The 12,708-nt window shown below is 74.7% G+C and carries 15 protein-coding genes; 10 read left to right on the forward strand and 5 right to left on the reverse strand.

Features of this window, described 5'->3' with window-relative positions:
- Positions 1-9: 9 nt before the first annotated feature.
- Complete coding sequence (gene coaE / locus ACIBPC_RS06255) at positions 10-630, forward strand: dephospho-CoA kinase (protein WP_398841625.1); 621 nt, start codon at positions 10-12, stop codon at positions 628-630.
- Positions 631-688: 58 nt separating this feature from the next.
- On the forward strand, positions 689-1,069 hold the full coding sequence (locus ACIBPC_RS06260) for a hypothetical protein (protein ID WP_398841627.1): 381 nt from the start codon (positions 689-691) through the stop codon (positions 1,067-1,069).
- On the opposite strand, the gene ACIBPC_RS06265 is transcribed toward ACIBPC_RS06260, so the two are convergent.
- Together ACIBPC_RS06265 and ACIBPC_RS06270 are read right to left on the reverse strand one after the other, a co-directional pair.
- Positions 1,047-2,246, reverse strand: a complete 1,200-nt coding sequence (locus tag ACIBPC_RS06265; RefSeq protein ID WP_362967644.1) for an aromatic acid exporter family protein — start codon at positions 2,244-2,246, stop codon at positions 1,047-1,049. The two genes, ACIBPC_RS06260 and ACIBPC_RS06265, sit on opposite strands and share 23 nt — an antisense overlap.
- Before the next feature lie 120 nt (positions 2,247-2,366).
- Entirely contained in the window at positions 2,367-2,651 is a 285-nt protein-coding gene (locus ACIBPC_RS06270) for a hypothetical protein (protein ID WP_398841629.1), read from the reverse strand.
- A gap of 102 nt (positions 2,652-2,753) precedes the next feature.
- On the opposite strand from ACIBPC_RS06270, the gene ACIBPC_RS06275 reads away from it, so the two are divergent.
- On the forward strand, positions 2,754-3,410 hold the full coding sequence (locus ACIBPC_RS06275) for a uridine kinase (RefSeq protein WP_398841631.1): 657 nt from the start codon (positions 2,754-2,756) through the stop codon (positions 3,408-3,410).
- 117 nt (positions 3,411-3,527) lie between these two features.
- Positions 3,528-3,968 (forward strand): DUF6224 family protein, encoded by a 441-nt coding sequence (locus tag ACIBPC_RS06280; RefSeq protein WP_362967647.1) that lies wholly within the window; start codon positions 3,528-3,530, stop codon positions 3,966-3,968.
- Here ACIBPC_RS06280 and ACIBPC_RS06285 read toward each other — a convergent pair whose 3' ends face one another.
- The gene (locus ACIBPC_RS06285; protein ID WP_398841785.1) at positions 3,969-4,967 is read right to left on the reverse strand and encodes a zinc-dependent alcohol dehydrogenase family protein; all 999 of its coding nucleotides are present in this window, start codon (positions 4,965-4,967) and stop codon (positions 3,969-3,971) included. It abuts the gene before it with no gap.
- Positions 4,968-5,080: 113 nt separating this feature from the next.
- Between ACIBPC_RS06285 and ACIBPC_RS06290 the strand changes: the two genes are divergently transcribed.
- Positions 5,081-6,403, forward strand: a complete 1,323-nt coding sequence (locus ACIBPC_RS06290) for a VWA domain-containing protein (RefSeq protein ID WP_398841632.1) — start codon at positions 5,081-5,083, stop codon at positions 6,401-6,403.
- Positions 6,403-7,257 (forward strand): hypothetical protein, encoded by an 855-nt coding sequence (locus ACIBPC_RS06295; RefSeq protein ID WP_398841634.1) that lies wholly within the window; start codon positions 6,403-6,405, stop codon positions 7,255-7,257. Before ACIBPC_RS06290 ends, ACIBPC_RS06295 begins: the two co-directional genes overlap by 1 nt.
- 23 nt (positions 7,258-7,280) lie before the next feature.
- Here ACIBPC_RS06295 and ACIBPC_RS06300 read toward each other — a convergent pair whose 3' ends face one another.
- On the reverse strand, positions 7,281-8,729 hold the full coding sequence (locus ACIBPC_RS06300) for a WGR domain-containing protein (RefSeq protein ID WP_362967650.1): 1,449 nt from the start codon (positions 8,727-8,729) through the stop codon (positions 7,281-7,283).
- Positions 8,730-8,849: 120 nt separating this feature from the next.
- Between ACIBPC_RS06300 and ACIBPC_RS06305 the strand changes: the two genes are divergently transcribed.
- From ACIBPC_RS06305 to ACIBPC_RS06320, 4 genes are all read left to right on the forward strand, one after another.
- Positions 8,850-9,308: a type II toxin-antitoxin system PemK/MazF family toxin gene (locus tag ACIBPC_RS06305; RefSeq protein WP_398841635.1), complete on the forward strand. Its 459-nt coding sequence runs from the start codon at positions 8,850-8,852 to the stop codon at positions 9,306-9,308.
- Between the two features lie 36 nt (positions 9,309-9,344).
- Positions 9,345-10,103, forward strand: coding sequence for a PIG-L deacetylase family protein (locus tag ACIBPC_RS06310; RefSeq protein WP_398841637.1), 759 nt, complete (start codon positions 9,345-9,347; stop codon positions 10,101-10,103).
- Between the two features lie 376 nt (positions 10,104-10,479).
- Positions 10,480-11,163 carry a M23 family metallopeptidase gene (locus ACIBPC_RS06315; protein WP_398841639.1) on the forward strand — a complete coding sequence of 228 codons (684 nt, stop codon included), beginning with the start codon at positions 10,480-10,482 and terminating at the stop codon, positions 11,161-11,163.
- 53 nt (positions 11,164-11,216) lie between these two features.
- Positions 11,217-11,627 (forward strand): hypothetical protein, encoded by a 411-nt coding sequence (locus tag ACIBPC_RS06320; protein WP_398841640.1) that lies wholly within the window; start codon positions 11,217-11,219, stop codon positions 11,625-11,627.
- A gap of 70 nt (positions 11,628-11,697) precedes the next feature.
- Here the strand turns inward: ACIBPC_RS06320 and ACIBPC_RS06325 are convergent, their stop codons facing one another.
- Positions 11,698-12,669 carry a glycerophosphodiester phosphodiesterase gene (locus ACIBPC_RS06325; RefSeq protein ID WP_398841642.1) on the reverse strand — a complete coding sequence of 324 codons (972 nt, stop codon included), beginning with the start codon at positions 12,667-12,669 and terminating at the stop codon, positions 11,698-11,700.
- Between the last annotated feature and the right edge of the window lie 39 nt (positions 12,670-12,708).

Consider the following 12,708-nt stretch of genomic DNA (forward strand, 5'->3'; position numbering starts at 1 on the left):
CCTGCGGGCATGCTCAGTGTGGGACTGACCGGCGGTATCGGCGCGGGCAAGAGCGAGGCGGTGCGGCTCCTCGCCGAGCGCGGCGCGGTGGTGGTGGACTCCGACCGGATCGCCCGCGAGGTGGTCGAGCCGGGGACGCCAGGACTCGCCGCGGTGGTCGCCGAGTTCGGCTCCGGGGTGCTGGCTCCGAACGGGAGCCTGGACCGGGCGCGCCTGGGCGGGATCGTCTTCGCCGACGAGGAACGGCTCCGCGCGCTCAACGCGCTCGTGCATCCGCTGGTGGCCCGCCGTTCCGCCGAGCTGCAGGCGGCCGCGCCGCCCGGCGCGGTGGTGGTGCACGACGTGCCGCTGCTGACGGAGAACGGGCTGGCCGACCGGTACGACGCCGTCGTCGTGGTGGACGCCTCGGAGCGTACGCGGCGCGAGCGGCTCGTCGGTGCGCGCGGGATGGCCGGGGAGGACGCGGACGCGCGGATGGCCGCCCAGGCGAGCCGCGCGGAACGGCTGGCGATCGCCGATTTCGTGCTCGACAACGACGGGTCTCTTGCCGATCTGGAGCGTCAAGTGAACGCGCTCTGGGGGAAATTGATCGATATGTGCGCGGCTGGGAAAGCTTCCGATCAGGGCTGACGAGTGGCCCGACGCCACGGGCTGGCGTCCCCGCGCGCGGGGGATCTACCGTGACGGTATGGACATCGACGCCGCGCTCACTCTCGTCTCGGCGGCCGCGGGCAGCGCCGCGACGGCCGCGGGGCAGCACGCCTGGGATTCCCTGCTGTCCCTCGTCCGGCGCGTGGCCGGGCGTGGTCCGCAACCGCTGGACGACGGGCCGGTGGACCCCGCCGACGAGACGCGGGTGCGGGTCCTCACCGGCCGGATCGCCGACCTCGCGCGGACGGACGAGGCGTTCGCCGAGGCGTTCCTCGGCTGGGCGGCCGACCACCGGCGGTCGCTGACCGCCGTGACGGGCGACACGCAGAACAGCGTGTCGGGCGGCGCCGTCGTGCACGGCTCGGTCGTCCAGCTGCGGGACGTGCACGGCAATGTCACCTTCGGGCGAGAGCCGTGAGCTTGTGCAGCCTGGGGTGCTTCTCGCGGCTCTCGGCCGCGACCTGGTCGAGCTGCTCGGCGAGGTGCATGGAGCGCTTCTCGATGTCCAGCTCGTTGAGCATCCGGTCCACCTCGGCGAGCAGCGCGCCGTGCAGCTGCCACTGCCGCGGGTGCTGCTGAATCCGCGCCAGCAGCAGCTTGGCCACGTGCTCGCGGCTGACGCGCGCCGCGTCCAGCTCGATGGCGAGGAACGACTCGGCCTCGTCCGCCGCCGTGCTGACCTGGCTGGTGATCAGCGTCGCGTAGCTGTCCACGGCGCCCGCGAGGTTGGTGAGCAGCTCCCGCAGGGCGGGCGCGACGTCCGGGGGGAAGAGCGGCTCGTCCTGGCGCCGGTTCGCCAGGTCGAGGAACGTGCGGGACATCGTGCGCAGGATGACCACGCAGATCTCCAGGGTGTCGAGACCGGTGCGCAGCACGATGCGGGTCAGGACCGGTTCCTTGACGCGCGGGTTGAGGCGGACGCTCTCCTCGGCCTGGGTGATGGACGCGTCCACCTGGGCGACGTCCTGGTCGAGCTGCCGGGCGCGGGCCAGTTCGTCGGCGAGCGCGGGGACGGGGGCGCGTTCCTGGCAGATCTCCTCGCTCAGCCGGACGAGGAGGTCGCGCATGCGGTGGGCCTGCTCCTCGATGTCCTCGCTCGCCGAGCTGACCCACACCGGTGGGGCGATGATCAGGTTGAACAACAGGCCGACCACGGCGCCGATGACCGTCTCCACGACGCGGTCGAGCGCGGTGTCGGTGTGCTGGGTCACGCCGAGCACGAGCATCGCGCTGATCGCCACCTCGGGCACGAACTCGTCCACCCGCGCGAAATGTCCCACCGTCAGCGCCGTGACGAGCAGCAGGCCGAGGCTCCACCAGCTGAGGCCGACGAGGGCGCTGAAGCCCGTGGCCACCAGGACGCCGACCACGACGGCGTTGACGCGGCGCACGCCCGTCGTGAGCGTGGCGAACAGGGTCACCTGGACGACGAGCAGCGCGGTCAGCGGCGCGAGCAGCGGGGCGGGGACGTCGGTCAGCCAGACGGCGGCCAGGTAGGCGAGGGTCGCGGCGGCCGACGAGCGGAGCAGCTGGACGACGAGGGGTTCCGTGCCCCGTTTGGCGAGATCGGCGATTTGCTCCTGTACATCACGCATGCTCAGCCCCATTCACTTCGTATGCTCCCGTCCACGTTGAAAGATGCCATTCCCGTGGCTGATCGCGAACGAAGCTGACCGACCGGCGTCGCGTCGGGGCGCGTCGCCGACCGGTACGGGTCAGAGCGGGCCGGTCTCCCTCTCGCCCGGCAGCGCGGCCGTCAGCGGCGGCGGCGGTCCGGCGCCGGGGCCCGGCGGGCGGGTGAGCCGCATCAGCGCGAGCATCTCGGCCTGTATCTCGGGCGTACGGAGCGCGCCCGCGTCCGGCGGGAGCGCGGGGGAGTGCGGCGCGGCGCGCCAGGCGTGGAACGCGCGCATCAGGGCGATGAACTCGTCCGCGGGCATCCGGGCGCGCAGCGCCTCCACGTAGAGGTCGAGCCGGCACCGCCCGTTCTCGTCGTCCATGGGACCATCGTGCGGGCGCGGGAGCGCCCGCGGAAGAACGCCTCGGCACCCCGTCCGTGCCCCCTTCGCCGCCCTGCGGAACGGGTGGGGAGGATGGTGCGCATGCGACTGGAACCCATCAGCGGGGAGCGGCTCACCGAGGCGCTCGCCGGACATGTCGTCACCCTCCCGGGCGAGGACGGGAGTCCGTGGATGCGCGTGCTGATCGACGGGGCGCCCGCCGCCGGGCCCGGCGCGCTGGCGGAAGGGCTGGCGCACGCCCTGCGGGAGCGCGGGCGGCCCGCGCTCGTGGTCGGGACCGGGGGCTTCCTGCGGGCGGCCTCGGTCCGGCTGGAGTACGGCAGGGAGGACGCCGACGCGTACCTCGACCTGTGGCTCGACACCGGCGCGCTGTGGCGTGAGGTGCTCACGCCGCTCGACGCGGGCGGCAGCGGGCGGGTGCTGCCCGACCTGTGGGACCCGGAGCGCGACCGGGCGACGCGCAGCGCGTACGTCACCCTGCCGCCCGGCGGTGTGCTGCTGCTGCACGGCGCGTTCCTGCTGGGCAAGTGGTTCCCCGCCGACCTGGCCGTGCACCTGAGCCTGTCGCCCGGCGCCCTCGCGCGCAGGACGCCGGAGGCGGAGCGGTGGACGCTGCCCGCCTTCGAACGGTACGCGGCCGAGACCGGACCGCTGGACGCGGCCGACATCGTGGTCCGGCTCGACGACCCGCGGCACCCCGCGTGGAGCGGCCTCCCGGCGCCACCGCGTCAGCCGTGAACCGGCCGTCACCCGTACGGGCGCGGTCGTCCGCGATCCGGCCGCGCGGGGACGGGCCGCTGCGACACTGGGGGCGGCTGCGAGCGGCGAGAGCGAGAGGGAAGGGGGCCGGTCCGTATGGGTGGCGACGGGGTCGGGCCGTACACCGACGACGAGGTGCTGCACGCGGTGGCGCTGATCAAGGCGTACCTGGCCGACGACATGGAGGCCGTGCGGGCGCTGCAGGACGAGTCGGCCGAGAGCGCGCGGCAGTGTGCGCGCGCCATGTTCGCCCTCGCGCACCTGGTGCTCTTCGGGCAGGTCATCCCCGACATGTGGGTGATCAGGGAGAACCTCGAATTCGGTCACACCGCGCGCGTTCCCGAACTGAACCTGGCCATCCATGTGCTTAAACGGATGGAGGAACGCGTCGCCCTCGCGCACGTCCACCCCGTCGTCGGCGCGCTGTCGGCGGGGGACGTGATGGACCTGATCGTCCAGTGCACCGGCACCACGATGGAGGAGGTCCCCGCGTTCCTCGACGTGGTGCGGGAACGGGTGCTGCTGGCGCGGCGCTGATCAGGCGGCGGCGGGCGGCAGGGTGAGCACCGCGGCGCCGTCCACCCGGTCGGCCGCCAGGTCGTCCAGGGCGCGGTCGGCCTCCTCGAACGGATAGGGCGTCACCGTCGTGCGGATGCGGTGGGCCTCCGCCTGCGCCAGGAACTCGCGGCCGTCCTCGCGGGTGTTGGCCGTGACACTGCGGACGGTGCGTTCGCGGAAGAGGTGCCGCTCGTAGTCGAGCGGCGGGATCTCGGACAGGTAGATGCCGGCGATGCTGAGCGTGCCGCCGCTGTCCAGGGCCTCCAGCGCGACGGGCACCAGGCCTCCGGCGGGGGCGAACAGGATGGCGGCGTCCAGGGGTTCGGGCGGGGTCCCGCCGGAGCCCGTGGCGGACGCGGCGCCCAGCTCCCTGGCCAGCTCCTGCGCGGCGGGGGAGCGCGTGACGACGTGGACGGTCGCGCCCTGGCCGGTGGCCACCTGCGCCGTGAGGTGGGCCGAGCCGCCGAAGCCGTAGATGCCGAGGCGCCCGCCCCGCGGCAGGTCGGCGCGGCGCAGCGCGCGGTAGCCGATGATCCCGGCGCAGAGCAGCGGCGCGAGTTCGGTGTCGCTGTAGCCGGAGGGCAGGGAGTACGCGTAGGCGGCGGGGACGGTGACGTACTCGGCGTACCCGCCGTCGGCGTCCCAGCCGGTGTACTGCGAGTGGGGGCACAGGTTCTCCTGGTGCCTGGCGCAGTACCGGCAGGTGCCGCAGGTCCGGCGCAGCCAGGGGACGCCGACGCGCGCCCCGGCCGGGTGGCCCGCCGCCCGGGGGCCGGTGGCGACGACGTCGCCGACCACCTCGTGGCCCGGCACCACCGGCGACTTGTGGGGCGGCAGGTCGCCGTCCCTGACGTGCAGGTCGGTGCGGCAGACGCCGCAGGTGCGGACGCGGACGAGCAGTTCGTCGGGTCCCGGCTCCGGGACGGGCAGTTCGGCCGGCTCCAGGCGGCCGGGCGCACGGACCACCCAGGCGCGCATCGTGTCCGGGATGACCTGCGGAGTCGGTTCTGCGTCCATGGCGGCAACGGTACGTCCGCGTGCTCGTGGAGGGCGGTGTCCCGCGGCTCGGCACCGATCAATAGGATCCGCAGATGATCTTAAGGAAATGGACGGCGGTTGGCCTGTCGGGGCTGCTCGCTGCCCTGGTGGCCGGTCTGGCGGCGACGCAAGCCGCCGCGGACCAGCCGGAACAGGACGCGCCACCGCCGAGAGTGGACATGGTGCTCGACGTCAGCGGTTCCATGGCGGAGCGCGACATGCGGGACGGCCGGTCCCGCATGGCCGCCGCCCAGCAGGCGTTCAACGAGGTGATCGACGCCGTGCCGGAGGAGGTGCACCTGGGGATCAGGACCCTGGGCGCCACCTACCCGGGCGACGACGTCGAGGTCGGCTGCCAGGACAGCGAGCAGCTGTACCCGGTCGGCCCCGTGGACCGCACCGAGGCCAAGACCGCGGTGGCGACGCTGCGGCCGACCGGCTGGACGCCCATCGGCCTCGCCCTGCGCGGCGCCGACGAGGACCTCGGCGACGGGCCCGGCACGCGCAGGATCGTGCTCATCACCGACGGCGAGGACTCCTGCGGGCAGCCCGACCCGTGCGACGTCGCCCGTGAACTCGCGGCCAACGGCACCCACCTGGTGGTGGACACCCTGGGCCTGACGCTGGACGACGCGGTGCGGGAGCAGCTCAGCTGCATCGCCGAGGCGACGGGCGGCACGTACACGGCCGTGCAGGACACCGACGAGCTCTCCGACCGGCTGACCCAGCTGGTGCGGCGCGCCGACCTGCCGGTCGAGAACCCGACCGCGGTGGAGGGCGCGCCCGAGTGCCAGGACGCGCCGCGCCTCGGCGTCGGCGTGTACACGGACCGTCAGGAGTTCACCCAGCACCGCTGGTACCGCGTCCCCGTCGCTCCCGGTCAGGAGCTGCGGGCCTCGGTCAGCGTCGCGGCCGACCGGGCGGTCAACCCCGACTACGGCGTGCTGCTGCGGGCCGTGGACGAGGACGGGCAGGAACTGGTCCGCGGCACCGGCGCGGGCACGGGCCGCACCGACGTCGTCTCGACGGGGCTGCGCCTGCCGGTGGCCGAGGTGGAAGAGGAGGAGCGGGAAGAGGAACAGGAGAACGGCGGGAACGACGGGAACGACGGGAACGGCAACACCGGGGAGGTGCGCGTCATCTGCCTCGACGTCGCCAACTCCTACTCCGCGCCCGACGCCGTGCAGCGGACCCCCGGTCTGCCGATCGAGCTGACGGTGGACGTGGTCGCCGCCCCCGACGCGCCGTCCGACGTCGCCGCGTTCGGTCTGGCGAGGGGCTGGGTCCCCTTGCTGCTGCTGACCGGCGCCGGCCTGGTGGCCGGTCTGCTGTTCGGTCTGGCCGTCCGTCTCGGCATCGTCCTGGGGAGGTCGTGATGAAGCACGGCACCACCGTCCGCCCGTTCACCGCGGTCCTGCTCGCCGCCGGAGCCCTGCTCGCGGGCGCCGCGCCCGCGGTGGCGGACGAGGCGGACGAGGGACCGACCGAGGCGGGCACCACGTTCCGCACCGCCGCGGTGATCGGGCAGGACATGCCCGCCACGGCGACCGCCTCCACCGGTGACTACCTGTACTGGGTGTTCCCGGCGGGGGCGGGGCAGACGGCGACCGCCGAGGCGACCGTCACCCTGCCCGATGCCCGCACCGGCCCGGCGACCTGGCAGCTGGACGTCTACGACGGCCTGCGCCGCCGCCAGCCGTGCACGGAGGGGCCGCAGACGGTCAGGGCCGACGAGGAGACCGCCTCGGTCAGCCTCGCCTGCACCCTCCGCACGGTCCGGCCCTGGGCCGAACCGTGGTCGGACGAGCCGCTGCCGGGGGCGTACTACCTCCGGCTCACCGTGACCGAGCTGCCCGAACGCGACCTCGGGCTGCCGGTCACCGTCGAGGCCCGTGCCACCGCCGAGGACGCGGGCGGCTCGGACGCGCACGGCGGCGAACTGTCCGATCCCCTGCTGCCGGTCGGCGCGGCCGGGGCGCTCGCCGAGGACGGCGGGTCCGCGGTGGACCCGGAGGACGACGGGGACACCGGCGACGAGGACGGCACGGAGGACGGCTCCGGCACCACCGGCCCGTACCTCGCCGCGCTGCCCGAGCCGGACAGCGGCTGGAACGGCGGCTGGTGGAGCGACCGCTGGCTGTGGACCACCGGCGGCGGCGTCCTCGGCGCGCTCGCCGGACTCGGCGGCTACCGCCTCGTGCGCGGCCCGCGCGCCCGGCGCGAGGCCTGAGCGGACGGGGAGGTCCGGCGCCGTCACACCAGGCGCCGGATCTCCCCCCGCACCCGGTAGAAGCCACCCGAGGCCGGATGCACGGCATCGACCACGTACCGCGCCCCGGCCTGGCGTATGTGCCGGGGGAACTGGACGTTCCACCCCTGGTCGTAGCCCTCGGTCAGCACACGCATCCGCATCCGTCCCCCCTCCTGGACACACTCGACAAGCACGCCGCCGCCCGTCACCACCGCGCCGCGCACGGGCGCCGCGACCGTCGCCACCTCCGTCGCCGGGGTGTACGTCGGCAGGGCCGCCGAGAGCTTCACGTCCACCGCCGCGGGCACCGAGCCCGACCGCGCCGCCGCCACCGCGGCGTCACTCGCGTCGATGCACGCGAGCGAACCGTCCGTCGTCACGATGTACAGCTTCTCGTCCAGATACTGCATGGACAGCGCCGATCCGCCCCCCGTGCCCAGCTTCCACAGCCGCGTCCCCTCCTCGTCGAAGCAGTACACCGACGACTGCGCGTCCCCCGCGAACACGTACCGGCCGCCCGGCGCGGTCGCGCACGAGTAGACCGCCGCGTCGCACGTGTACGTCGCCTTGATGCGGCCCGACTTCTTCGACAGCCGCTGCACGACCCGCCGCCCCGTCCCGGCGTACACCGCGTCCCGCTCCTGCCAGCCGAAGAGGACGGCGCCCATCGTCGGCTGGTGCCACAACTCGCCGCTGCCGTCGGGCGCGTACGCCGTCACACCGCCGCCGTGGCCGTGGTAGACGGCCCGGTCGTCGCGCCGCACCATCCACGCGTGGTCCCCGCTGCTCGACCGCGACCACTGGAACTGGTCCTCGTGGTCGATGACCGTCAGCCCGCCGCTGCGGTCCGAGACGTTCAGCACGCCCTCGTGGATGTCCAGCCAGAAGATGTCCACGTCGTCGGATATCTCGTAGGCCGCGAACGGCAGCTTCGCCGACAGGTCGTACACCGTCCCGTCGTCGCAGCCCGCGTAGATCCAGAAGTCGTCCGCCACGAGGCACTTGACGCCGTCCGGCAGCCGGAAGTGCGAGAGCACCTCGCCGCCGTGCGACACCGTGTAGACATCGCCGTTCTGGTTGCCCACCCAGCAGCGGTCCGCGTCGATGTGGATGCCGAACGCGGACGCGCCGGTGCGGAAGCGCCACAGCACGGGCGCGACCGACCGTGCCGTGGACGGCGCCGACGTGACCTGGCGCCGCGTCACCGCCCGCGCCGCACGCCCGCCGCGCACCGCGGGCGCGTACCCCTTGCGCACCTTCTCGGCTATCTTCCGGTCGGCCGCCGCCCGCGCCTTGTCCGCCGTGGCGAACGCCGACGTCTTCACCTGGCCGTCCGTCCCGATCCGGCCGTACCGCACCGTCACGGACGTCCCCGCGACGGTCACTTCGTAGAACTTGTGGGCGCCGCCGCCGTCCTCGGACAGCTCCAGGTACGTCTCGCCTGCGGACACGTCTGACTCCTTCCCCCGGCCCCGCACCCGGGACCCCGGACCGTGTGGAAGATCCACTGGGGAGGACGCTAGACGCCACCACTGACAATCCGTCCGGACACACGGGGATAGCGTGGGCGCATGGACCACACCCAGGACATCGAGATCCAGGACATACCCGGGCGCCTCGGCCCCACGGCGACCACCGAGGCGGACCCCCGGGCCGTCGGACGGGTGAGGACCGAGTACGCCCCGGAGCCCGACGGCGACCCCGACCCCGGCGAGATCGTCTGGACCTGGGTGCCCTACGAGGAGAACGACGGCCGCGGCAAGGACCGGCCCGTCCTCGTCGTCGCCCGCGAACCGGGACGCGGCACCCTCCTGGCCGTCCAGCTCACCAGCCGCGACCGCGACCACGACAGCGAATGGCTGCCGCTCGGCTCCGGCCCGTGGGACAGGTCGGGCCGCGACTCCTGGGTCCACCTGGACCGCGTCCTCCGCGTGCACCCGGAGGGCATGCGGCGCGAGGCGTGCGCCCTGGACCGCGCCCGCTTCAACCGCGTCGTGCACAACCTGCAACTGCGCCACGGCTGGCGCTGACCCGCCCGGCCACCGCCCCCTGGAGGACAGCCGACCATGACGGACACCGACGCGACGGACACCGCCGACCTCACGCCCATGCCCACCGACTGGCAGCGCGCCCTCGCCGTCGTCGCCCACCCGGACGACCTGGAGTACGGCGCCGCCGGGGCCGTCGCCGAATGGACCGCCGCCGGGCGCGAGGTCGTCTACGTCCTCGCCACCCGGGGCGAGGCGGGCATCGACGACCTGCCGCCCGCCGAGTCCGCGCGGATCAGGGAGGCGGAGCAGCGGGCGAGCGCGGCCGTCGTCGGCGTGGAGACGGTGGAGTTCCTCGACCACCAGGACGGGGTGATCGCGGAGGGCCCGGCACTGCGCCGGGACATCGCCGCGGCGATCCGCCGCCACCGGCCCGAGCTGCTGATCACCCTCAACCACCACGACACCTGGGGCGGCCGGGGCTGGAACACCCCCGACCACCGCGTCGTCGGCCGCGCCGTCCTCGACGCGGCCGGCGACGCCGGGAACCGCTGGATCTTCCCCGAGCAGCTCGCCGACGGAGCGCTCACCCCGTGGGGCGGCACCCGCTGGGTCGCCGTGTCGGGTTCCCCGGCCGCGACCCACGCCCAGGAGATCGGCGACGCGTCCCTGGAGCTGGCCATCGCCTCGCTCGCCGAGCACAAGGCGTACATCGCCGCGCTCGACGGCCGCCCGCCCGCCGACTACGCGCGGGAGCTCCACACCGCCTTCGCCGAGGCCGGGGCGGCGCGCTTCGGCGGCCGCAGGTGCGTCACGTTCGAGGTGTTCCCGCGCTGAACGGGCCGCCGGGGCGTGGTCATGGTCACACCCCGCGCGGCGTCTACGAGGCCGCTTAGGAGAGCGGAGCGACCGACGGCCGGGACGGAGGTCCCGGCCACCCCGGGCACTACGCCCGCCGCCGCCGGGACCGTCGCCCGTCCGCACGCACCCGCCGCCCGCCACGGGCCCCGCACGCCCCGGGCGCCGACACCGCGCACGGCTGCGGCGCCGAAACGGTTCCCCGGCCCGTGCGCAAGGGTCCTCCAGCCCTCGCCGCGGCTACTACCCCGCCTCGTACAGGGGCTCCTTGGAGGGCGGCGGACGCCCCGGTTATCCATGGGACAGCACAAGTCCGGATGGTCCGGATTTCCCCGAACGCAGAGGTTGTCCCCCCATGCCGAACAGCACGACCCCCCGCGCCGCCACGCGCCATTCCCTCGCCCGCCGTACGCGCCACCGCGTCACCGCCGCCGTCGCCGGCGGGCTCGCCGCCTCCGTGTGCCTCACCGGCGTCGCCGTGGCGGCGGGCGGCGACACCGACAGCCCCGACGTCTTCGCCGCCGGTACGGCCGGGCAGCTCGCCCGGGCCGCCGCCGACCAGGCGCACGCCCAGGAGGCCGCCGCGGCGAAGGCCGCCGAGCGGGCGGCCGAACTGGCCAGGTCGTGGGTCGAGCCGATCGCCGGCCCGCACACGCTCACCGCGTCCTACGGCAACAGCGGCGACCGCTGGGCCGCCAAGCACAGCGGCCAGGACTACGCCGTCCCGGTCGGCACCGCCGTCCGGGCCGTCCACGGCGGCACCGTCGTCAAGACCGGCGGCAACGGCGCGGGCGACGGCCCGGCGTACGGCAACGCCGTCGTCGTCAAGCACGCGGACGGCGTCTTCACGCAGTACGCGCACCTGTCGCGGATCGACGTCAAGCCCGGCCAGAAGGTCGGCACGGGCCAGGTCATCGCCCAGTCCGGCAACACGGGCAACTCCTCCGGCCCGCACCTGCACTTCGAGGTGCGGAAGACGGCGGACTACGGCTCCGCCGTCGATCCGATGGCCTTCCTGCGCGCGAACGACGCCCTCTGACGCACCCCTGGTGGCGGCGGCGCCCGGCTGGAAGGGTGGCGTACATGACACCCATGTCACGACGCACCGCCGTACGCGGCGCCGCCACCGCCGCCGGAGCCGGCCTGCTCGGCGCCTCCGCCCAGGCCACCGCCACCGCCGCCGACACACCCCCCGCCACGACCGCCGGGATCGCCACCACCGTCGGGAGGGGGGACGGCCGCAACCCCGGCGGCTGGACGGAGGCCGAGCTGCGGGACCGCCGCCGCGTCCTCACCCTCGGCTTCTCCGAGGCCGAGGCCGACTGCTGGCTCCTGGTCGCCCGGGCGGGCGCCGCCTTCTTCGCCCTCCCCGAGACGCACCCGGCGGAAGCCCCCGACGTGGCCGACGCCCTGCACGTCATCCAGCGCATCCTCATGCAGCGGCCCGCCTACCGCCGCTACCGCGAGATGGGCGAGGCCGAGGAGCCCCCGCCCGGCGGCTGACCGGCCGCGCGCCGACGTACGGAGCAGAAGAGGAGGGGGGACGGGCGCGCCCGTCCCCCCTCCCGCACGCTCAGCGGCGCACGGCCGCCGCCACCACGTCCGGCACGTTGCTGATGATCCCGTCCACGCCGAGCCGCGCCAGCTCCACGGCGCGCGCCCCGTCGTCCACCGTCCAGACGTACACCTTGAGCGGACGCCCCTGCGGGCCGCGCAGCGCGTGGACCGCGTCCACGTAGGCGGCCGTGACGGTGGTGTGGCGCGGGTTGATCTGGTCGGCGAACTCGGCGTACGCGGCGAGGTCGCCGACCGCCGGGGTCCCGAGGAAACCGGTCTCCACGCGCGGCGCCAGCTCGTGGACGGTGCGCACGGACGCGGCGTCGAAGCTCTGCAGCACCACCCGGTCGCCCGGCCGCCGCTCGTCGAGCCAGCCCTCGTCGTCCAGCTCGGCGAGGATCTCCGCCTCGATGCCCGGGTACAGCTCGGGCGACTTCAGTTCGAGCAGCAGCTTCTGCCCGTTCCCGGCCAGCTCGCGGACGAACTCCTCCAGCGTGGGCACCGGCTCCCCGGCGAACTCCGCGCCGTACCAGCTGCCCGCGTCCAGCAGGTCGATCTCCTCGGCCGTGAAGTCGGCGACGTTCCACGGCGCCCGGTCGGGGAAGAGCTCCTCGACGTCGGTGGTGCGGGTGAGCGTCGTGTCGTGGAGCAGGACCAGCTCGCCGTCCGCCGTGCGCTGGACGTCCGTCTCGACCCAGACGGTCCCGGTCTCGTCGGCGGCGCGGGCGGCGGCCAGGGTGTTCTCCGGCGCGTAGCCGGACGCGCCCCGGTGGGCGACGACCAGCGGGCCGCGCCGCGCCTGCCCGGCCGCCGCGTCCCCGTCACGGTCGGGGGCGGCGGTGGCGGTGGCCTGCGTGCGCGCGGCGGGCGTGGCGGCGTGCGCGGTGTCGCCGCCCGGCCCCGCGTCGGGCAGCAGCAGGGACGCCGCCCCCACGGCGGCAAGGCCGAGCGCCCAGCAGGCCCGGCGGACGACGGAGTGCTTCGTCATAGAGGCTCCAAGCTCTTCCGGGAGGCGTCCCCCGGGACG

It is taken from the genome of Streptomyces sp. NPDC049879, from assembly GCF_044461265.1.
GTDB lineage: Bacteria > Actinomycetota > Actinomycetes > Streptomycetales > Streptomycetaceae > Streptomyces.